The following is a 19986-nucleotide window of genomic DNA, read 5'->3' as shown; positions in this document are numbered from 1 at the left end:
TAATTAAAGCATTGACGATTAATGTATTATTTTTTTTATTCTCATATAAAGACAAACCATAATTCGATAATCATCGACTACAAACATTTTATAAGTATAGAATTCTATGTTCATTTGTCTCGTTATTAACTCATAAAATTATTTATTATGAAAAAACAAAACTTCAAAAGTTTAGTATTAAACAAAAGCTCTATTTCTAATTTACAAAATGTTTTTGGAGGTAAACTTCCAATGAGTCCAGATACTCCTGATGTTCCTTATGATACAAATTTACAATCCGAATGTCTAAGATGTCAATCAAATATACCTCATGGAACCTGTAATAATGATACAACTCCTATTGAAACGTTTACAGACACTTCTAATCAAGCAGGAACGATGTGTAACTAAATTTCAATTGATTTATATTAATAGTTTATATAATAGTTGGGTTTTAATATAAATCAGCATAAAAAAACTCCTAAGCATATATATACTTAGGAGTTTTTAATTTTTTATTTTTTTGAAATGCTACACGATGTCCATTTCTGGAATTTCTCCTTCTACTAGTAAAGTTCCTTCGGTTGCATTTTTAATTTCATCTACCGTAACGCCTGGTGCTCTTTCTAATAGTTTAAAACCATCTGAGGTTACTTCCAATACTGCCATGTTGGTTACAATTTTTTTCACACAACCAACTCCTGTTAAAGGTAAAGAGCATTTTTTAAGTATTTTTGATGCTCCACGCTTATTGGTATGCATCATTGCCACGATTATATTTTCTGCGGAAGCTACTAAATCCATAGCGCCACCCATTCCTTTAACCATTTTTCCTGGAATTTTCCAATTGGCAATATCTCCATTTTCAGATACTTCCATTGCTCCCAAGATGGTTAAATCGACATGTTTTCCTCGAATCATTGCAAAGCTCAATGCTGAATCAAAGAAACTAGCTCCTGGCAAAGTTGTGATGGTTTGTTTTCCTGCATTGATGATATCTGCATCTTCTTCTCCTTCAAATGGAAAAGGTCCCATACCAAGTACACCATTCTCGCTTTGAAATTCTACTTCTATATCATCTCTGACAAAGTTGGCAACTAGTGTTGGTATCCCGATTCCTAAATTTACATAGTAACCGTCTTTTACTTCTTTTGCGATTCTTTTCGCGATTCCATTCTTATCCAACATAATTAACTTCTTTTTCTTACGGTTCTTTGTTCTATTCGCTTCTCATATTTCTCACCTTGGAAGATTCTTTGTACAAAGATTCCTGGAATATGTATTTGATTTGGATCTAACTCGCCTGCTGGTACTAATTCTTCAACCTCAGCAACTGTAATTGTAGCTGCACCACACATACATGGATTAAAATTTCGGGAAGTTCCTTTGAAAATTAAGTTTCCTGCTTCATCTCCTTTCCAAGCTTTTACAAAGGCAAAGTCTGCGTCGTATGCTTTTTCTAAGATGTGCATTTTACCATTAAACTCTCTAAATTCTTTTCCTTCCGCAACTTCAGTTCCGTAACCTGCTGGTGTGTAAAATGCTGGAAATCCTGCTTGTGCTGCTCTACATTTTTCTGCTAGTGTTCCTTGTGGTGTGAGCTCTACTTCTAATTCACCTGAAAGCATTTGACGTTCAAATTCATCATTTTCACCTACATATGAAGAGATCATTTTTTTGATTTGACGTTGTTGTAATAACAATCCTAAACCAAATTCATCTACACCTGCATTGTTAGATATACAGGTTAAATTTTTTACGCCAAGTTTTACCAATTCGGCAATGGCATTTTCGGGAATTCCGCACAAACCAAAGCCGCCAAGCATCAAAGTCATTCCGTCTTTGATACCTTCAGCGGCTTGTTGTACAGTATTTATTTTTTTGTTAATCATCAATCAGTATTTTGACTGAAAATTACGAAATTTTCAAAAGATGTTTCCTTTTTTCAAAAATAATTTATTATTAATTAAAAATCTATTCCGTCTATATTTTGATCATCATCAGGATCTTTTTGTCCGTCATCATCTTTTTTAGTTGTTTTTGAACAATCAACATTGATCGTTAACTCTTCAGGCTTAGGAAACTTACCTTTTGAGATTCCTAAACTAGGATCGGCATAGCATTTTTGCATGAATAATCCCCAAATTGGTAATGCCATAGATGCTCCTTGCCCGTATTTTGTTCTTGAAAAACGTACTTGTCTATCTTCTCCACCAACCCAAGCTCCAGAGATTAAATTTGGCACCATTCCAATAAACCAACCATCACTATTGTTTTGCGTAGTTCCTGTTTTTCCAGCTATAGGGTTTTTGAATTCGTATGGATATCCTGTAATAATTTCGTCATACATTTTATTCCACTTGTTAGCACCTTTTGTACGCAACCTAGCTCCTGAACCACTTTGTGTTACACCTTCCATTAGGTTTACAACCGTATAAGCGACTTCTTCACTTAGTACATCTTTTGTTTCTGGCACAAATTCGTATAAAACTGTTCCGTTTTTGTCTTCTATTCTACTTACAACAACTGGCTTTACGTATACACCTTTATTAACAAATGTTCCGTATGCACCTAGCATTTCATAGAGTGAAATATCTGGCGTTCCAAGTGCAATAGATGGTGCTTCAGGGATTTCCGACTCTACGCCCAATCGTTGGGCTAATGCACGAACATTTGCTGGTCCTACTCTATCCATTAAACGTGCTGTAACTGTGTTTACAGAGTTTGCCAATGCACCTCTCAGCGTTCGCATTCCTTCGTATTTATTGTCAGAATTTCTAGGACACCAAGGTTCTAATAAACCATATTTTCCAGTTTCAATACAGAAAGGTCCGTTTGGCATAGAATCACATGGAGATAAGTGCAATTGATCAATTGCTGTAGCATATACAAATGGTTTGAAGGTAGAGCCAATTTGGCGTTTTCCTTGTTTTACCATATCGTATTTAAAATATTTATGGTTGATACCGCCAACCCAAGCTTTTACTTGTCCTGTTTGTGGTTCTAATGACATAAAACTAGAACGCAAATAATATTTTGTAAAGATGAGCGAATCACGAGGCGTCATGATGGTATCTTTTTCACCTTTCCACGTAAAGAGTGTCATTGGTATTTTTTTGTCAAATGAAGCAATGATTTCTTTTTCCGTTCTACCTTCATTTTTCATGACACGCCAACGCTCTGATTGTCGTATTGATCTACTTATTACGTAATCAATTGATTTTTGCTCTACATCAGCTGCAAATGGTGCGTTTTTGTTTCGTTTTTTTGTGTTTTGATGAAAGAATTCTGCCTGCAATTTTTTCATATGCTCTTCCATTGCTTCTTCTGCATATTTTTGCATGCGCGAATCAATGGTTGTGTATATTTTTAATCCATCAAAGTTGATATTGTATTTTGTTCCGTCATCTTTTGGATTTTCACGAACCCATTTTTTCATGAATTTTTTTAGATGTTCTCTAAAATAGGTTCCTAAACCTGCATTGTGCGATTCTGGATTGTAGTTTATTTTTAGTGGTAAATCTTGCAGTGAATCTTTGATTTTTTCAGAGATGTAATCGTATTTATACATTTGTGCTAATACAACATCTCTTCTATTTTTTACACCTTCAGCGTTTCTTCTTGGATTGTATAGTGAAGAATTTTTGAACATTCCTACCAACATGGCAGATTCTTCTATCTTTAATTCATTAGGTTCTTTTCCAAAGTAAATTCTCGCCGCCGAGCGAATTCCATCTGCATTATTATTAAAATCATAGATATTAAAATACATTGCTATGATTTCTTCTTTAGTGTATTGACGTTCCAAACGCGTAGCAATCACCCATTCTTTTATTTTTTGAGTGTACTTAGAGAGTCCTTTTGCTCTCTCTCCGTGAAATAATTGTTTTGCTAACTGTTGTGATATCGTACTTGCTCCTCCTTTACTTCCTAAAAACACAGCTGCTCTAATAGTTCCGCGTACATCAATTCCTGAATGATCGTAAAAACGTGCATCTTCTGTAGCTACTAATGCATTTACTAAATCTTTCGGTAATTCTTTATAACCAACAGGTGTTCTGTTATCTCTCAAGTAATACTTCCCTAATGTTTTTCCATCAGAAGATAATACTTGACTTGCTAAGTTTGTTTGCGGATTTTCTAAGATTTCAAAGGAAGGCATATTGCCTAAAAATCCCCATGAAGCTAGTAAGAATAATAAGAATACTGTTGCAATTCCACCTCCGAAAATGATCCAAAACCACTTAATTATTTTTTTAAAATAAGTAGGTTTTTCTTCTTTGTTTTTGACTTGCTTTTTTGCCATTTCAATACGTTGTTTGTACTATTTTTTTTCGATTCTAAAGCCAACCTCTGAGATTCCCTTTAAGCTTTGGATTCCTTTTGGTTCATTAATTTTCCTCATGACTTGTTGGATGGTAATTTCGTATGCTCCTTGGTATGGAAAGCGTACGTCTTCTTTGTACCAAAGTTTACTTTCTTTGGTCGCCATAAATCCTTCGCCAAGCCATTCTCCATTTGGTGCTGCCATTTCATACTCTAAGGTATCTGAAACGACATTTCCATTTGGAAAGTTCATGTTGACAATGAGAAATAGGTTTCGAAATTCATATTCGTTTGTATTTCTCACATTCACAAACAAATTATAATTGCTTGTGCTGTCTGGCTGTTGAAATTTGAAAGTTAAAGAGGTGTCTTTGTCCCAAGATTTCCCTACGGAAGCATATTCGTCAAAAACACGATTGCTATCACAGGAAACTAGTAAAAATGCACTGATAATACAGATAAAAAATGCGATCTTATTTTGACTTTGCATTTTTGTTAGGTTTTTTACGTCTGTTATTATTTTTGTTACTACTCTTGTTGGCATTGTTGCTATTGTTACTGTTTTTTGCATTTGGATTGTTACTTTTCTTAGCGTTTTGATTGTTGCCTTTTTTAGTATTTCCTCCAGCATTAGCAGTAGCTTTATTGCCACCATTGTTGTTGTTCCTGCGCTTTTTCTTGTTTTGAGCGCCTCTTCTTTTTCTGTTTCGAGTGGGTTTCTTATCGAATCGCGTAAGACTGTCTTGCCCTACAACGTTTTCAAAGTCTGTTTTAGTATCTTCTTCAATTAAATCTAAAGCGTATTCTTCTAAACTAATTACTTTTTTCTTTTCCTTGTTTAGTGCTATGATTTCATTGGCCTGGTCGGTGGTTAGTTTGTGCCAATTCATCCATTCACCTTCGTACGCATACCAAATATGTCCTTTAAAGATATCTGTTTTTTGGCAAACTGCCGTTCCTTTTTCCGTGTAAAGTTTTACATCGCTTTTAGGAAATTGTTGTAATGCTTCTAAATATGCGTCTAATTCAAAGTTTAGGCAGCATTTTAGTTTTCCACATTGCCCTGCTAGTTTTTGCGGATTTAGTGAAAGTTGCTGATATCTGGCTGCAGCCGTATTTACAGATCTAAAGTCTGTAAGCCAAGTAGAACAACACAATTCGCGTCCGCATGAGCCAATTCCGCCTAAGCGAGCTGCTTCTTGTCGGAACCCTATTTGGCGCATTTCAATACGAATACTGAATGCTTTTGCCATGTCTTTTATTAGTTGTCTAAAGTCAACACGATCTTCAGCTGTATAATAAAATGTTGCTTTGGATGCATCACCTTGAAATTCTACATCTGAGATTTTCATTTGTAAACTAAGTGCAATGGCTAGTTCTCTTGAACGCTTTTTTATTTCTTCTTCTCTATCTCTTGAACGCGACCAAACATCAATATCTTTTTGAGAAGCTTTTCGGTATATTTTTCGAACATCTTCGCTATCTAGCGCTACTTTCTTCTTTTTCATTTGAACTCTTACCAATTCTCCAGTAAGGGTTACTATTCCGACATCATGTCCTGGAGAAGCTTCGGTAGCTACAATATCTCCAATACTTAGTGATAAGTTTTCTGTATTTCTATAAAAATGTTTTCTACTGTTTTTGAAACGTACTTCTACACAGTCAAATGGTTTTTGACTGCTCGGCAACGACATGTTTGATAACCAATTGAATACCGTTAGTTTGTTACAACTATCAGTTCCGCAAGTACCATTGCTCTTGCAGCCTCTGGGTTGACCATCTTTACCAGTTGAACAACTGTTACAACTCATATTTTTATATATAGAATCTGCAAATATTCGGGAATGCAGATATGGGGTTCATAATTTTCTCTAAAGATGTAAAGATAGGATTATTTCTGTAGCATCGAAAATCTACTTTTTGTACTTCAATACTTCCGATCTTCCTTTTTTAAAGATTTTGTTGCTTACAACTTTTCCTTTTCGCAATTCTTTCTGTGTTTCTAATGGTAAGTTGTGTACTTCTTTACACTCGTCAGAACAACAAACGTCCATTTTTTCGGCACACGATTTACATTGAATAAATAGTAAATGACATGCTTCGTTGGCACAGTTTACGTGCTCGTCACATGGATTTCCACATTGATGACAGTTTGCAATAACATCATCTGAAATACGTTCGCCTCTTCGATGATCGAATACAAAGTTTTTACCTATAAATTTGTTTTCTAAATTTTGAGCTTCAACCTGACGTGCATAGTTAATGATTCCTCCTTCAAGTTGAAATACCTTTTTGAAACCTTTGTGTTTAAAGTATGCGCTTGCTTTTTCACAACGAATTCCACCAGTACAATACATCACAAGATTTTTGTCTTCTTTATGATCTGATAAGTCATCTTCAATGATTGGTAATGATTCTCGGAATGTATCTACGTCTGGTGTGATTGCTCCTTGAAAATGCCCAATTTCACTTTCGTAATGATTACGCATGTCTACCAATATTGTATTTTCATCATCCAATAGTTCATTGAATTTTTCTGCGGCAACGTGTGTACCTTTATCAGTAACATTAAAGCTTTCGTCATTCAATCCATCTGCAACTATCTTATCTCTCACTTTCACTTTTAGCTTTAAGAACGACATATTATCTTGCTCAATCGCAACATTTAAACGTACATTTTCTAGAAATGAAATCGTATCTAAATGATCTTTAAAAGTGTTGAATTTTTCGGCAGGAACCGAAAGTTGCGCATTTATACCTTCGTAGGAAACATAAATTCGTCCCAGAACATCTATGGCGTCCCAGTTGATAAATAAATGATTTCGTAAAATTTCAGGATTTCCAATATTGGCGTACTTGTAGAAAGATATTGTCATACGATCCTTACCAGCTTTTTCGATAAGTTCGGCTCTTTCTCTAGCACTTAATTTATTGTACAGTTGCATGCTATATCAATTTTTAAGTATTAAAGTATATTATTTTCGTGGCAAAAATACGTTTTTTAGTGTAATTGCCTAGTATTTATATGAAAAGACGACACTTATACAAAAATTGAAACGCTTATACATTTTATAAGATGATATTGAGATAGATACTGTACTTTTAGTTTTGATTTTTTGAAGGAAGAAAACAATTGCAGTTAAAAATAGGAGAATTTAAAAAGTTTTTAGATCAAAAAAAGAAGAAAACAGACATTAAAACGTGTGTTTTGAGTTTTGAAAAATACTTTTTACTGCAACTACGGGAAAAATAAAAGTGCCTCTATTTGCATAGAAGCACTTTTACTAGCTAATTCATTGTTAATATTAAATTTCTCTATTTTAAAAATAGAATTAACAATGAAGCTAGCCACCGTCAAGCTTGCAGTTTCCGTAGATAGCTACTGAAGCTTTATATCGTTTTTGAAATATTATTTTGCTTAAAATTCTCATTAAAACATGGACATTGTTTGTAAAGTAGATGTGCATATTATGAAAAGGTTGCGTCCGATATCAAAAAAAAATAGTTTAAAACGTCAAAAACGGTTGAGTCGAATTGTTTTCAGCGAAAAGAAATAGTAATTTAGCACAGTAAGAAATACTAGAAAATTGATATAATGAGTTCAGAAAAAGAAGCAAAATTAAAAGCCTTAAAACTTACGTTAGATAAGTTAGATAAAACATATGGTAAAGGTGCTGTAATGAAACTTGGTGATTCCGTTGTGCAAGAAGTAGATACCATTTCTTCAGGTTCACTTGGTTTGGACATCGCTTTAGGAGTTGGTGGATATCCACGTGGAAGAGTTATTGAAATTTATGGACCTGAATCTTCTGGTAAAACGACTTTAACATTGCACGCAATGGCAGAAGCACAAAAGAAAGGTGGAATTGCTGCTTTTATTGATGCAGAACATGCTTTTGACCGTTTTTATGCTGAAAACTTAGGAGTTGATATTGATAACTTAATCATTTCTCAACCTGATCATGGTGAACAAGCGTTGGAAATTGCAGATAATTTAATTCGCTCTGGCGCTATTGATATTGTTGTAATTGACTCGGTTGCTGCCTTAACACCAAAAAGTGAGATTGAAGGAGAAATGGGAGATTCTAAAATGGGATTACATGCTCGTTTAATGTCGCAAGCACTTCGTAAGTTAACAGCTTCTATTAGTAAAACACAATGTACTGTGATTTTCATTAACCAATTGCGTGAAAAAATTGGTGTTATGTTCGGAAATCCTGAAACTACTACTGGTGGAAACGCATTAAAATTCTATGCTTCTGTTCGTTTAGATATTAGACGTTCTACTCAAATAAAAAGTACGGATGGTGATGTAAAAGGAAACAAGACTCGTGTAAAAGTTGTAAAAAACAAAGTTGCTCCGCCATTTAAGATGGTTGAATTTGATATTATGTATGGTGCTGGAATTTCTAAAGTTGGAGAAATTTTAGATATCGGAGTAAATTATGAAATTATAAAAAAGAGTGGATCTTGGTTTAGTTATGGAGATTCCAAACTCGGGCAAGGACGAGATGCAGTAAAAACATTACTGCAAGATAATCCAGAGTTACTCGAAGAACTCGAAGTAAAAATTAAAGACGCTATTGCAAATAGTTAAACAAAAAAATCCCTTTCCGGGATTTTTTTTATTTTTATACGCAACCTTTTTATGAATTTAGCATCTACTTGGAAAGTAGTAATATTTTTGATTATGAGAAAGATTTTATTTTTAGCATTAATTGCTTGTTTTACAGCATTTACATCTTGTTCAGTTGACGACAATAGTGTTGCTCTTCAATTTGAAGCTATTCCTATTGAAAATGTAGTAATCCCTTCAGAATTTAACCTAGGAGACACACATACTATTTCAGTGACATACAAACGACCTACTGACTGTCATACATTCAGTAATTTTGAATATATCGCTGAGTCTAGCAATGTACGAACCGTTGCCGTAGTAAATCTTTTTACAACAGATGGAAACTGTACTACGCTTGATGATAATTTTCAAACGCAGACATTCAATTTTAACGTATTAGACACAAATCCTTATACATTTAAATTTTGGCAAGGAAAAGACAGTAATGGAGATGACATGTATTTAGAATATGAAATCCCTGTGAATAATTAAAAAGTTTAGTTACTAAAACCAATAAACCGAGTGAGTTTAGAACAACTCATACATAATTGCAAGAATAATGACCGCGAGGCACAAGCACATTTGTACAGCTTATATTCCCAAAAGCTATTTGCTACAAGCTTGAAATACTCTCGGAACAAACTTGAAGCGGAAGATAATCTGCAAGATAGTTTTATGGTTATTTTTAAAAAAATAGGTCAATATAACTTTAAAGGTTCGTTTGAAGGTTGGCTTAGGAGAATTACCGTAAACACCGTACTTCAAAAATATAGAGGTAAAGGTGTTTTTGAGGTTGTTAATGAAAATGTACTGGAAGAAAAGCCAGTAACAGTATATGAGGAAGATGTTTCCATAGATTATCTATTAGGTATTGTACAAGAATTACCTGATCGGTATCGATTGGTGTTTAACCTGTACGTACTTGATGATTATTCACATCAAGAAATTGCAGATCTGATGAGTATTTCTGTCGGAACCTCAAAATCGAACTTGGCAAGAGCTCGAATGATTTTAAAGAATAAAGTAGAAGCATATAAAAAAAAAATCGCCATAAATGAGTGATCAAAAAAATATAGACAATCTGTTTCGGGAGGCATTCAAAGACTTTGAAGCCACGCCCGATCCTGCATTGTGGGATAAAATTTCATCTCAATTAGATGAAAAAACGCCACCGTTACAGAAGAGAAAAGAAGGCATTGTATTTTTACCTTGGTTTTATAAAATTGCAGGTATTGCCGCAGCTTTATTATTATTATTTGCCGTAGGAAGTCAATTTTTTGACAACGGCGAAGAGGTAATAGATCCAACGAATGAAACAACGTCAACAACTAACGAAAATACAAACAGCAATTCAACTACAACAAATAGTACTAACGGAACTGCTTCTGATATACAGGTAACTGGAACCGAAAATTCTACAGAAGAACAACGTTTGCAAAATAAAAATGCTTCTCAAAATACAACGTTTAGTGAAAAAGAACGTATTGCTAATGAGAGCAAATACAATAATACTAATAATTCAGAAAAAGACGTTCAGAAGAATTTAGAAAAAGGAAATGCGCTTCAAAATGCAGTTGTAACACAAGACAACGGAACAAATTCAAATACGGTTTCGCAACAATCATTGAACACTAAAAATGGTGTAAATGGTTCCAACTCTATTCAAACAAATACAACAATTTCACAAGAAAATGCAGTAGCAAATAAAAGCTCAAATTCAACAAATAATAAAAACGCTGTTACTACTAACGGAACTAAAAAGGTTAACAATACAACTCAAAATAGTCTAAACACTAAGAATGCAGACTATACTACTACGGTTGCTGACAATACTAAAAACACCACAAAAAACAATACTTCTGTTGCTGCTAATGGCACAAAAACAAATAGTAACACAACTCAAAATAGCACGAATACAAAAAACGGAGATTATAGCACTACTGTTGCTGAAAACACCAAAAACGCGAACGTTGTTACAAATGGTATTAAAAAAGGTGTAAATAGTTCGGCTACAGCCGAAACAAACAAAACACAGGAAGCTATACATACAACTGCAGTTGCTCAGAATGAAACTAATAACGGAACAAAAACTGAGAATTCGACAAATGATGCAAATGCAACTACAGAAGTAGATGCAACGAAAGAAGCAATTGCCGAAATAACTGAAAAGAAAGATGAAATTAAGAAATCGCTTTTAGATGTTATTAATGATTTACATGCATTAGAAAAAGATTCTACTATTGTCGCAGAAGCAAATCCAAGAAGATGGACAATTTCACCAAATGCTTCGCCTGTTTATTACAACAGTCTTGTAAATGGTTCTCCTATTTCAGAAACCTTTGCAGATAACACAAAATCTGGTGATGTAAACTTAAGCTTTGGTATTAACGTTGGGTATGATGTTTCAAAAAGATTAACAATACGTACAGGAATTCACAAGGTTGATTATAGTTATAGCACAAAAGATGTTGCACTTGTACCTTCTATCAATACAGGTACAGGTCCATTAACAACAGATGGTGGAATAGGTGCAAATGGTATTTCAAATGATATTACAACGATTGCCTATTCACAAAATGCATCAACTTTTAGTCTTACAGATAGACAAGTAGCAGTTAATGGTGAATTTACACCGACACTTTTAGAATCTTCTATTCGTCAGGCGCAAATTGAAGGAAATTTGAATCAACGCATGAGTTATATTGAAGTTCCTATTGAATTGAAATATGCTGTTATAGATAAGAAAATTGGTGTAAATGTTATTGGTGGTGTAAGTACATTAGTCTTAACAGAAAATAGTATCATATTAGATTCTCCAGCCTTGACAACAGAGTTGGGAGAAGCAACAAACATAAACGATTTGAGTTTTAGCACAAATATTGGTGTCGGAATTGACTATAAGCTTTCTGACCAATTGGAGTTCAACTTAGAACCAATGCTAAAATATCAGCTCAACACGTTTTCAGGAAATACTGGCAACTTTAAACCTTACTCAGTAGGTGTTTACACAGGTGTCAGTTTTAGGTTTTAGTTTTTTAGTTGGTTAGGTATATACGGATACCTTTTTAAAGCAGTGATGTTTGCCAGAAAAACCGCTTTTTCTACGAAAGCGGTTTTTCATTTTTGTATGCTTCGAGTTCGTCTAAAATTATATTTCTAGCCGTTATACTCATATTCTTTTTATCTTCAACTTTTAAACCTGCCGTGGCTAAAAATTTATGAATCGTAACACGCATTTTTCCAGGAGAACCGCTAAAAAATGTATATGAAAATCGTTTTAAATTATCAGCAAATGTGATCGGAACTATTGGAATTTGGTGTTCTATTGCCAAGCGAAATGCTCCATCTTTAAATTCATCCAATAAAATATGTTCTTCTGGCACTTTCCCTTCCGGGAAGATACAAATACTCATTCCTTGACTTAATCGCTTCTGTGCGCTGTCATAGACCGCTTTTCGACTTCTAGCGCTTCCTCTATCAACCAAAATACATGTACGTTTATAAAAGAATCCAAAAACTGGAATCTTTACGAGTTCTTTCTTACCAACAAAAACAAATGGATTTTTAGAAGTCACAAGCATCAACATTATATCTGTCATACTTGTATGATTTGCAATCAACATATAACTTTTCCCTTTGACAATTTCTTCCTCTCTTTTAAACTTAGGAAAAAAGCCCATTCCGAATAAAATAGGTCGTGCCCAAAAGTTTCTGGCAATCCAAAAAAACTGTGGATATAATTTTTCGCTAGCTGTAAGTAAAAGTAATAATGGAAAAAATATAAGTATAGGAACCAACACTAAAAGGTAAAACCAAATGCGCCAAAGTAGTATTCCTATGTTTCGTATGAAAGTAATCATAAGCGCCAAAAATACATTAAAGTTTCCAAAATTTGTTTAAAAATTATTTTTACTAAATTTTCAATGGTGGTTTCAAAAGAAGTACATTTGTTTAAATTCAATAATTACGATTACTAATGGCACGAATACTTACAGGAATTCAAAGCACAGGAACACCACATTTAGGAAATATTTTAGGTGCAATTGTTCCTGCAATTGAAATGGCGCAAGATGTAGAAAATGAATCTTTTCTTTTTATCGCAGATATGCATTCACTTACGCAGATAAAAGATGGAGAAACACTACGTGAAAACACATATAGAACTGCTGCTACTTGGTTGGCTTTTGGTTTAGACATTAACAAAACTGTTTTTTACCGCCAAAGTGATGTTCCACAAGTAACAGAATTGAATTGGTATTTGAGTTGTTTTTTTCCGTACAATCGTTTAAAGTTAGCACATAGTTTTAAAGATAAAGCTGATCGTTTGGAAGATGTAAATGCAGGATTATTTACGTATCCGATGTTAATGGCGGCAGATATTTTATTATATGATGCAGAAATTGTTCCCGTTGGAAAAGATCAAGAACAACATTTAGAAATTACGCGAAGTGTAGCAACTCGTTTTCACGAAAAATTAGGCGAAACATTTGTATTGCCCGTAGCACGTGTTCAAGAAAACACAAAACTCATTCCTGGAACGGATGGTTCTAAGATGAGTAAGAGTAAAAATAACGTAATTGATATTTTTCAAACGGATAAAAAATTGCGCAAGCAAATTATGGGAATCCAAACGGATAGTACACCTATGGAAGATCCGAAAGATCCTGATACGGATAATGTATTTGCATTATATAAACTGTTGGCTAACGAAGATCAAATTGCAACAATGCGTCAAAATTATACAGGTGGAAACTACGGTTACGGACATGCAAAACAAGCTTTGTTTGAATTGATTGCTGAACGATTTGCAACCGAACGTGAACGTTTTAATCATTATATAGAAAACAAAAATGAAATTGATACTGCATTAGCTATTGGAGCTGAAAAAGCCACAAAAATAGCAAATGAAGTATTGGCAAGAGTTCGTAAAAAAGTAGGGTATTAGATTCCTTTTTTTATCAAAATAGCATAAGCTATTCGTTTTCATCATTTAAGAATCTTATTATTTTTCTTAGCGCTATTTTTGCTTCTTTCATAACAGGAAGAAACGGCCAAATATGCGGCATTCTTTTTCCTTCTATGATGGTAGTTTTTACATTGGCTTTTTTTAGTTTTTCAATTACCAGTTTTTGATCAGGATAGGTAATGTCATTTTCCGCCAAGAATAGAATAGTTTCAGGAAATTTATTAAAGCTTCCATATATTGGAGAAATCATTCTGTTTTTTAAATCATTATTTTCAGCACACATTTTTTTAGCGCTCAACACTCCTGTTTTGGATAACATTGGATCAATTAAATCCACTTTGGCTATTGCAGTATTAGACATTGTTGCGTCCATCACTGGGCAAACAAGAATTATTTTAGATGGTACTTCTTTCTTATTGACAATCAACCTTTGAGTAAGTGCCGTAATTAATGTTCCGCCGACAGAATCACCTAGTAAGGATATTTGACTCGGTTCATATTCTTTTAGCGCACTAGTATAGATTGAATTTATATTTTCTGAAATGATTGATATTGTATGTTCTGGTGCTTTTGGGTAATTGCACATCCAAATCATGTAGTTAGTTTGCTTTGCAATTTGTTTTATGGTGTCCCAATGATGCTGTCCTGGACCAGAAATAAACGCGCCTCCATGAATGAATATTAATAGCTTATTGGAATTACGTTCTTTTCCTATTTCAGTAATTGACGAATCAGAAATTTTAAAACTTCGAATTATATGTTTTTTGAAAAAAGTGCCTTTTGGCTCTAAAACATCTTCTTTTCTTATTTTTTTAAAATCTATTGGATCTTGACTAAAATTCTTTTTTAAACCTTTCAGTTTAATGACTAATAACGTAATATAATAACTAAGACTTTGTTTCATTTATGTACTATTTTTAGTTAGAATAATTAGTTTCTGGTGTACGAATCATCACAATTCCTATCCATAAGAACCAAATAATTTGACTGATTCCAAAAATTTCTGTGAAAATTTCTAAAGGATACACCGTTACTATTCCTGCAATTCCAACAAGTATTCCTAAAAAGGCAAGAGGTTTTGAAAACAATTTTCCGTTTAAAGCTATGATACTAATCAGTAAAACCCAAATACCACCTACAATTTCATTTCCACCACCAAGTCCTTCAGAAACAATACTAATACTAGACCATATTTGCATTGCATTTTCTGGAGACTTTATTCCAATTTCTATTACAGAGTTGAGTCCAATATTACTGATCATACCACTGGCAATGACCAATCCAACCCAAATAACTCCAAAGATGAACGCTAGTTTTGAAAAATTGGGTGCATATTTTTTTAAACGATTATGAATTGCTACTACTAATACCGCTAATAAAATTCCAAATAATACATAACTGATAAAGTTTACTATTGCTAATAAAGTGTAATTATTGGATAGAAAATTGAACTCTTCAATTGCACCTGCATTTGCTTCTGGATATACTAATATACCTCCATAAATTATGAAAGCTGTTATATAGATAAACGCTTCCAAAATTGCACAAATTCCTCCTATTTTTTGTATACTTTTTGTGTTCATTTTTAACTTTATAACTAAGACGATCTAACCCAATGATTGTTACTTAGGACATTGCAAATACACTTTTCAATTTTTTCTAACTTTTTGATTTCTAACAGGTTCTCCGCGATCTACTAGAATATCACCTTTATAATAATTGAGAAATTGCGCAGGAAGTCCCAATCCACCTAAATCGCCCGATGTACCTTCCAATTGATAGTGTAAATGTGGAGCATCAGAAGCTCCGCTATTTCCAGCGCGTCCTATTTCTTGACCTTTGACAACAGTATCACCTACAGCAACTATAATTGAACCTTTTTTCAAATGTGCTAGTATGGAAGTTTCACCATTTAAATGATCTATAATGATATAGTTACCGCCAGGTTGATCTCTGTTTATGTTGCCAGGTAGGTTATCTTCAATCGTATTTTTAATCTCAATTACTTTGCCATCTCCAGGTGCATTTAAACGTTTATCAAAACAATAGTGATCTTCATTTGCGCGTCCATCTCCAGCATGTATTTTTCTTAAGATACCTGTATCTAATTGCGTGTCTACTACAATTACAAAATCAATAGCATATCGTTCTCCTCCGCCGCGTGTGGTGAAATGATGTGCTCCTTCTCTGTGTGTTTTTCCACCATTAAATACATACCATTCTTCTTCAAAAGGTAATTCTAAATCTGTAATTGTTTGATAGTTGGCATAAATATCTTCATCTAGCGCACCTTGATCTCCCATTAAAATGTCTGCACATGATATTGAGAGGAAATTCAGCCCTAAAAACAAAATATACGTCAATGATTTTATATGTTTCATATTGATTAAAATTTATAGTTAATTCCTAAATTGATTTGATGTTGTAGTTCTCTGTATGCACTTGAAATTTGAATTCTATCATAATTGAAGTTATACGTAGCTTTCAAATCAAAATGTTTAGAGAGTGCATATGTATATGCAGTATTCCACAAAACACTTTGGTACCTGCCTAATGAATACGCATTTTCTTCAAACGTAGACGTTCGCCACATAAAAACAGGAATTGTTAATTTGGACGATAGTGTCTGTTTTTTATTTATTTGAAACGCAAAGCGTCCTGCGATTCCAATTTTTTGTTGAACATCGTACTGTTTCCATTGATAAAAAGACGATACATTTGTTTGCGATTGCAATCCTAAATGGATCGTGAATTTATTTTTATTATATATTCTTTTCAAAGACGAAAAATTCAATACTATTTTTGAATATTGAGGATTAGGTTCTGGAATTACATTTGATGCTAAATCAGATTTCAAATAATCTAATTGCACTTCAAATATCTTTTCTCTTTTAGTGATACGCGTATATCGTAATTGGTAATTCAATCCATTGTAATTGTACTGAGAAACAGGCGCAAAATCTAAATTTTTTAAAGCTCCAAACGTGTATCCTGTAGTAAATTCTAAACTATTTTTTTTAGACGTAGGTTCCGTTTTTGTTTGAGCAAAAACCGTTGAAATTGAAAGTGTAAAAATTGAAATGAAGAAGAGAAATTTGTTATTCATAAAATACATCATGATTTGATTAAAATTAAGTTCATTATTTAAGCGAAAGTGTATCGATTTCTTTCGTTATGTGTTTTTTTCTTACTGATAAAACCCTATACTTTACATCACAAAACAATAGAAAAAGATATCTTAAAAAATAATAACTTGACAAGCGTTGTGTATCTGAGGATCAACGTTGAAGCGAATGTTAAATAGATAAATTATACGTTACTTTGTGTTAAATCTTTTAACATGAATGCATCGAGAATATCACTAATTGCAGGACATCTATTCATTTGGATAGTAAATTATTGGTTTATTGCTCTTGATTCAGATTTTAATTGGGAAGGTTTTTCTACTTCTGATGGAAGTCTTGCGTATGCATATTCTTATGGTTTATTTTTTAACGCAGTTTTGTTTTACGCACAAGTTTTTTGGTTGTATCCAAAAATATATCAACATAAAAAAAAGAAGAACTTTTACATCCTAACCATTGCTAGTATCATTATCATTTCACTTTTTGAGTCTTATTTTGACACTATAGTGTATACTATATATTCAATGCAAAAGCCTTATTTTTTTGGCTTTGCAAGTACCATAGCAGTGCATATTGTGTATGTAATTGCAGGTTTTTATTATGCGCTTAAACTAGAACTTAGGAAATCTGAAAAATTAAAACAACGGCTTCTGGAAGAAAATTACAAGTCTGAATTGAAGTATTTAAAAGCACAATTAAACCCTCATTTCTTATTTAACGGCATCAATAATGTGTACCACTTAATTGGTAAAAATAATGCTTTAGCAAAAGAAACATTGCTTCAGTTTTCTGGTTTATTAAGATATCAGTTGTATGAAAGTAATACGCACATTTTATTAGAAAAAGAATTAGATTATGTATTGAAATATATCAAAATTGAAGAAACTCGTAGAGGTTCGGATATTCAATTACAGTATGAGGTCAAATCTGAAAATCCTACATTGAAAATAGCTCCTTTAGTATTGATTCCTTTTATTGAGAATGCTTTTAAACATTGCAGTAATCATATAGACAGTAATGCAAATATCATTAAAATTAAGATTGAAGAAATAGGAAAAAAGCTTTACCTAGAGGTTTTAAATAGTTATGATGAATTAACGGAGATAAATGAAATAGGCGGTATAGGATTGCATAATGTACAAAAACGATTATCATTGTTATATCCAGATGCACACCAACTACATATTAAAAAAGAAAAAGAAAATCATATCATACACCTTTCTATTAGTTTATAAATTCCATACATGAAACAACTCAACTGCTTAATTATCGATGATGAGCCAATAGCTAGAGAAGGCATTGCAGATTATTGTATGGAAGTTCCATTTCTAAATGTCATTGCTTTATGTAAAAATGTATTGCAAGCAAATCAGTGTTTAGAAACTCATCATATCGATTTAATTTTCTTAGACATTCATATGCCTTTAGTATCAGGTATTGATTGGTTAAAGAAACTAAAAAATGCTCCTTCGATTATTATGACTACTGCATACGAAGAATATGCTTTGGAGAGCTTTAAATACAATGTTTTAGATTATTTGGTAAAGCCTATTTCTTTTGAACGTTTTTTGAAAGGAGTTCACAAAGTCAATAAGTATCATCTTTATAAAAGTGATAATGAAGTTCTATTCTTAAAAAGTAAAAAACAACTTAAAAAAGTACATGTAAACGATATTTTATTTGCACAAGCCATGCAAAACTATATTAAAGTGGTTACCCAAGAAAAGACAATTATTACACAAATGTCTCTAAAGAATTTTAAAGACCTATTACCTCAAGATCATTTTATTCAAACACATAAATCATATATAATCTCAAAATATAAAGTAGATACAATTATAGAGAATACGATTTATATAGGCGATTATGAAATACCAATAAGTGTTCGTTTAAAAAAGATAGTTTTAACTAATTTTTAAGCTACACTATAGTAGTACAATATGTTTGTGTTGACTTATCTTTTATAACTTACCTTTTTTAGAATTAAAGCTTCATACGCAAAAAGTTCATGATAATCATAACTTAGACGTTCATAACCAAAGTAACGCCAATCACTTCCCCACGAATTTTTAATAATAAAGCCTTTTGTATCGTATCCAACAATAGTAACTACATGACCTCCATACGGATTATATGTTGCCGTTGGCGTCACCATTTTATTTAAAGTAGCCGATCTATTATTGATTCTGTCGTTGATATCTGGAATTTGTTTTTTGATGTCTGAATATTTTGCAAGACTTCCATCTTTCATCAAAATTCCGTATCCTTTATCAGGTGTAATAGTCGTGTATTTTTCCGCTGAAAATGATTCCCATGCAGGAATATACAATTCGTACGATACTGGAATTGCTTTCACACCATTGTCCAATAATTGTTTTAAATATTTTACATCTTTACTTTCTTTAAATCCTAAATATTGATACGAATCTAAGTTTATATATCGTGCTCGTGATTTGTATTTAGCCAAAAAAGTAACTGGTCCAGTAGTAGACTCTTTGAGTGCTTTTAGAATTTCAGAATCAGCATCATTCCATTTCCCTGCAGCAATTTTAGGATATGGCAATTCTGCTTCAGTAAGAATACCATATTTTGGCAAAGACATGATATACGATTTTAAGAAATTACCTCTTGTAACGCCTGTTTTAGCATTTAGTTGCTCATACTTGTGTGCAGAGTATAAAAAGTTTTCGCTAATATCTTTTGGCATATTTGGCAACGTTTCCAAAGCTGCTGCAACACCAAATGCACTACACGAATTTCCGTTTCCTTGATTTTTTACAGGAGTTTGTTCACTAATATGAATGGTACTCCATAGTTTATCAGGATTTTCAAGTCGTATTTGACTAAAAACACAATGAACACTTAAAAGTAACACGCAAAAAGAAAATGATTTCATAAGTTTACTATTCGTTATTTCTACTTTAAAGATAGCATAAAAACTTAATACCTTCCGAATACAACACGCTAAAGAT

Annotated in this window: 20 protein-coding genes; 8 read left to right on the top strand and 12 right to left on the bottom strand. The window is 32.9% G+C overall.

Going from position 1 to position 19986, the window contains the following annotated elements:
- Positions 1 to 147 precede the first annotated feature (147 nt).
- Positions 148 to 390, top strand: a complete 243-nt coding sequence (locus ACUUYC_RS08310; protein ID WP_474265212.1) for a hypothetical protein — start codon at positions 148 to 150, stop codon at positions 388 to 390.
- 120 nt (positions 391 to 510) lie between these two features.
- Here ACUUYC_RS08310 and ACUUYC_RS08305 read toward each other — a convergent pair whose 3' ends face one another.
- The 6 genes from ACUUYC_RS08305 to trhO form a co-directional block, all read right to left on the bottom strand.
- Positions 511 to 1167 (bottom strand): CoA transferase subunit B, encoded by a 657-nt coding sequence (locus ACUUYC_RS08305; protein ID WP_474265211.1) that lies wholly within the window; start codon positions 1165 to 1167, stop codon positions 511 to 513.
- Between the two features lie 2 nt (positions 1168 to 1169).
- Positions 1170 to 1871, bottom strand: a complete 702-nt coding sequence (locus tag ACUUYC_RS08300; protein ID WP_474265210.1) for a CoA transferase subunit A — start codon at positions 1869 to 1871, stop codon at positions 1170 to 1172.
- Positions 1872 to 1945: 74 nt separating this feature from the next.
- Positions 1946 to 4285 carry a penicillin-binding protein 1A gene (locus ACUUYC_RS08295; RefSeq protein ID WP_474265209.1) on the bottom strand — a complete coding sequence of 780 codons (2340 nt, stop codon included), beginning with the start codon at positions 4283 to 4285 and terminating at the stop codon, positions 1946 to 1948.
- Positions 4286 to 4303: 18 nt separating this feature from the next.
- Positions 4304 to 4795: a gliding motility lipoprotein GldH gene (locus tag ACUUYC_RS08290; protein WP_474265208.1), complete on the bottom strand. Its 492-nt coding sequence runs from the start codon at positions 4793 to 4795 to the stop codon at positions 4304 to 4306.
- Entirely contained in the window at positions 4779 to 6116 is a 1338-nt protein-coding gene (locus ACUUYC_RS08285; protein ID WP_474265207.1) for a PSP1 domain-containing protein, read from the bottom strand. Before ACUUYC_RS08285 ends, ACUUYC_RS08290 begins: the two co-directional genes overlap by 17 nt.
- 102 nt (positions 6117 to 6218) lie before the next feature.
- On the bottom strand, positions 6219 to 7250 hold the full coding sequence (gene trhO / locus ACUUYC_RS08280; protein WP_474265206.1) for an oxygen-dependent tRNA uridine(34) hydroxylase TrhO: 1032 nt from the start codon (positions 7248 to 7250) through the stop codon (positions 6219 to 6221).
- A 650-nt stretch (positions 7251 to 7900) separates the two neighbouring features.
- Between trhO and recA the strand changes: the two genes are divergently transcribed.
- From recA to ACUUYC_RS08260, 4 genes are all read left to right on the top strand, one after another.
- Entirely contained in the window at positions 7901 to 8902 is a 1002-nt protein-coding gene (recA, locus tag ACUUYC_RS08275; RefSeq protein WP_474265205.1) for a recombinase RecA, read from the top strand.
- Between the two features lie 93 nt (positions 8903 to 8995).
- Positions 8996 to 9415, top strand: a complete 420-nt coding sequence (locus tag ACUUYC_RS08270; RefSeq protein WP_474265204.1) for a hypothetical protein — start codon at positions 8996 to 8998, stop codon at positions 9413 to 9415.
- A 30-nt stretch (positions 9416 to 9445) separates the two neighbouring features.
- Entirely contained in the window at positions 9446 to 9985 is a 540-nt protein-coding gene (locus ACUUYC_RS08265) for an RNA polymerase sigma factor (RefSeq protein WP_474265203.1), read from the top strand.
- On the top strand, positions 9978 to 11954 hold the full coding sequence (locus ACUUYC_RS08260; RefSeq protein ID WP_474265202.1) for a hypothetical protein: 1977 nt from the start codon (positions 9978 to 9980) through the stop codon (positions 11952 to 11954). Before ACUUYC_RS08265 ends, ACUUYC_RS08260 begins: the two co-directional genes overlap by 8 nt.
- Before the next feature lie 70 nt (positions 11955 to 12024).
- On the opposite strand, the gene ACUUYC_RS08255 is transcribed toward ACUUYC_RS08260, so the two are convergent.
- Positions 12025 to 12783: a lysophospholipid acyltransferase family protein gene (locus ACUUYC_RS08255; protein WP_474265201.1), complete on the bottom strand. Its 759-nt coding sequence runs from the start codon at positions 12781 to 12783 to the stop codon at positions 12025 to 12027.
- 116 nt (positions 12784 to 12899) lie between these two features.
- Between ACUUYC_RS08255 and trpS the strand changes: the two genes are divergently transcribed.
- Positions 12900 to 13868: a tryptophan--tRNA ligase gene (trpS, locus tag ACUUYC_RS08250; RefSeq protein WP_474265200.1), complete on the top strand. Its 969-nt coding sequence runs from the start codon at positions 12900 to 12902 to the stop codon at positions 13866 to 13868.
- Between the two features lie 28 nt (positions 13869 to 13896).
- Here trpS and ACUUYC_RS08245 read toward each other — a convergent pair whose 3' ends face one another.
- From ACUUYC_RS08245 to ACUUYC_RS08230, 4 genes are all read right to left on the bottom strand, one after another.
- Positions 13897 to 14793 (bottom strand): alpha/beta hydrolase, encoded by an 897-nt coding sequence (locus ACUUYC_RS08245; protein WP_474265199.1) that lies wholly within the window; start codon positions 14791 to 14793, stop codon positions 13897 to 13899.
- A 13-nt stretch (positions 14794 to 14806) separates the two neighbouring features.
- Positions 14807 to 15472, bottom strand: coding sequence for a hypothetical protein (locus ACUUYC_RS08240; RefSeq protein WP_474265197.1), 666 nt, complete (start codon positions 15470 to 15472; stop codon positions 14807 to 14809).
- 66 nt (positions 15473 to 15538) lie between these two features.
- Positions 15539 to 16270: a M23 family metallopeptidase gene (locus ACUUYC_RS08235; RefSeq protein WP_474265196.1), complete on the bottom strand. Its 732-nt coding sequence runs from the start codon at positions 16268 to 16270 to the stop codon at positions 15539 to 15541.
- 5 nt (positions 16271 to 16275) lie between these two features.
- The gene (locus tag ACUUYC_RS08230; protein WP_474265195.1) at positions 16276 to 16995 is read right to left on the bottom strand and encodes a hypothetical protein; all 720 of its coding nucleotides are present in this window, start codon (positions 16993 to 16995) and stop codon (positions 16276 to 16278) included.
- 234 nt (positions 16996 to 17229) lie between these two features.
- Here ACUUYC_RS08230 and ACUUYC_RS08225 point away from each other — a divergent pair, with 234 nt between their 5' ends.
- Both ACUUYC_RS08225 and ACUUYC_RS08220 read left to right on the top strand, forming a co-directional pair.
- Entirely contained in the window at positions 17230 to 18249 is a 1020-nt protein-coding gene (locus ACUUYC_RS08225; RefSeq protein WP_474265194.1) for a sensor histidine kinase, read from the top strand.
- Between the two features lie 9 nt (positions 18250 to 18258).
- A complete protein-coding gene (locus tag ACUUYC_RS08220; RefSeq protein WP_474265193.1) occupies positions 18259 to 18933 on the top strand; it encodes a LytR/AlgR family response regulator transcription factor in 675 nt (224 codons plus the stop codon).
- Between the two features lie 35 nt (positions 18934 to 18968).
- On the opposite strand, the gene ACUUYC_RS08215 is transcribed toward ACUUYC_RS08220, so the two are convergent.
- Positions 18969 to 19910: a C1 family peptidase gene (locus ACUUYC_RS08215; RefSeq protein ID WP_474265192.1), complete on the bottom strand. Its 942-nt coding sequence runs from the start codon at positions 19908 to 19910 to the stop codon at positions 18969 to 18971.
- Between the last annotated feature and the right edge of the window lie 76 nt (positions 19911 to 19986).

It is taken from the genome of Kordia sp. E (assembly GCF_056033805.1).
This window is presented reverse-complemented; position numbering and strand designations above follow the sequence as displayed.

What these genes read in the sequence shown, in the direction of transcription:
- ACUUYC_RS08310 (WP_474265212.1), top strand. Translation starts at nt 148, where the DNA reads ATGAAAAAACAAAACTTCAAAAGTTTAGTATTAAACAAAAGCTCTATT.
- ACUUYC_RS08305 (WP_474265211.1), bottom strand. Translation starts at nt 1,167, where the DNA reads ATGTTGGATAAGAATGGAATCGCGAAAAGAATCGCAAAAGAAGTAAAA.
- ACUUYC_RS08300 (WP_474265210.1), bottom strand. Translation starts at nt 1,871, where the DNA reads ATGATTAACAAAAAAATAAATACTGTACAACAAGCCGCTGAAGGTATC.
- ACUUYC_RS08295 (WP_474265209.1), bottom strand. Translation starts at nt 4,285, where the DNA reads ATGGCAAAAAAGCAAGTCAAAAACAAAGAAGAAAAACCTACTTATTTT.
- ACUUYC_RS08290 (WP_474265208.1), bottom strand. Translation starts at nt 4,795, where the DNA reads ATGCAAAGTCAAAATAAGATCGCATTTTTTATCTGTATTATCAGTGCA.
- ACUUYC_RS08285 (WP_474265207.1), bottom strand. Translation starts at nt 6,116, where the DNA reads ATGAGTTGTAACAGTTGTTCAACTGGTAAAGATGGTCAACCCAGAGGC.
- trhO (WP_474265206.1), bottom strand. Translation starts at nt 7,250, where the DNA reads ATGCAACTGTACAATAAATTAAGTGCTAGAGAAAGAGCCGAACTTATC.
- recA (WP_474265205.1), top strand. Translation starts at nt 7,901, where the DNA reads ATGAGTTCAGAAAAAGAAGCAAAATTAAAAGCCTTAAAACTTACGTTA.
- ACUUYC_RS08270 (WP_474265204.1), top strand. Translation starts at nt 8,996, where the DNA reads ATGAGAAAGATTTTATTTTTAGCATTAATTGCTTGTTTTACAGCATTT.
- ACUUYC_RS08260 (WP_474265202.1), top strand. Translation starts at nt 9,978, where the DNA reads ATGAGTGATCAAAAAAATATAGACAATCTGTTTCGGGAGGCATTCAAA.
- ACUUYC_RS08255 (WP_474265201.1), bottom strand. Translation starts at nt 12,783, where the DNA reads ATGATTACTTTCATACGAAACATAGGAATACTACTTTGGCGCATTTGG.
- trpS (WP_474265200.1), top strand. Translation starts at nt 12,900, where the DNA reads ATGGCACGAATACTTACAGGAATTCAAAGCACAGGAACACCACATTTA.
- ACUUYC_RS08245 (WP_474265199.1), bottom strand. Translation starts at nt 14,793, where the DNA reads ATGAAACAAAGTCTTAGTTATTATATTACGTTATTAGTCATTAAACTG.
- ACUUYC_RS08240 (WP_474265197.1), bottom strand. Translation starts at nt 15,472, where the DNA reads ATGAACACAAAAAGTATACAAAAAATAGGAGGAATTTGTGCAATTTTG.
- ACUUYC_RS08235 (WP_474265196.1), bottom strand. Translation starts at nt 16,270, where the DNA reads ATGAAACATATAAAATCATTGACGTATATTTTGTTTTTAGGGCTGAAT.
- ACUUYC_RS08230 (WP_474265195.1), bottom strand. Translation starts at nt 16,995, where the DNA reads ATGAATAACAAATTTCTCTTCTTCATTTCAATTTTTACACTTTCAATT.
- ACUUYC_RS08225 (WP_474265194.1), top strand. Translation starts at nt 17,230, where the DNA reads ATGAATGCATCGAGAATATCACTAATTGCAGGACATCTATTCATTTGG.
- ACUUYC_RS08220 (WP_474265193.1), top strand. Translation starts at nt 18,259, where the DNA reads ATGAAACAACTCAACTGCTTAATTATCGATGATGAGCCAATAGCTAGA.
- ACUUYC_RS08215 (WP_474265192.1), bottom strand. Translation starts at nt 19,910, where the DNA reads ATGAAATCATTTTCTTTTTGCGTGTTACTTTTAAGTGTTCATTGTGTT.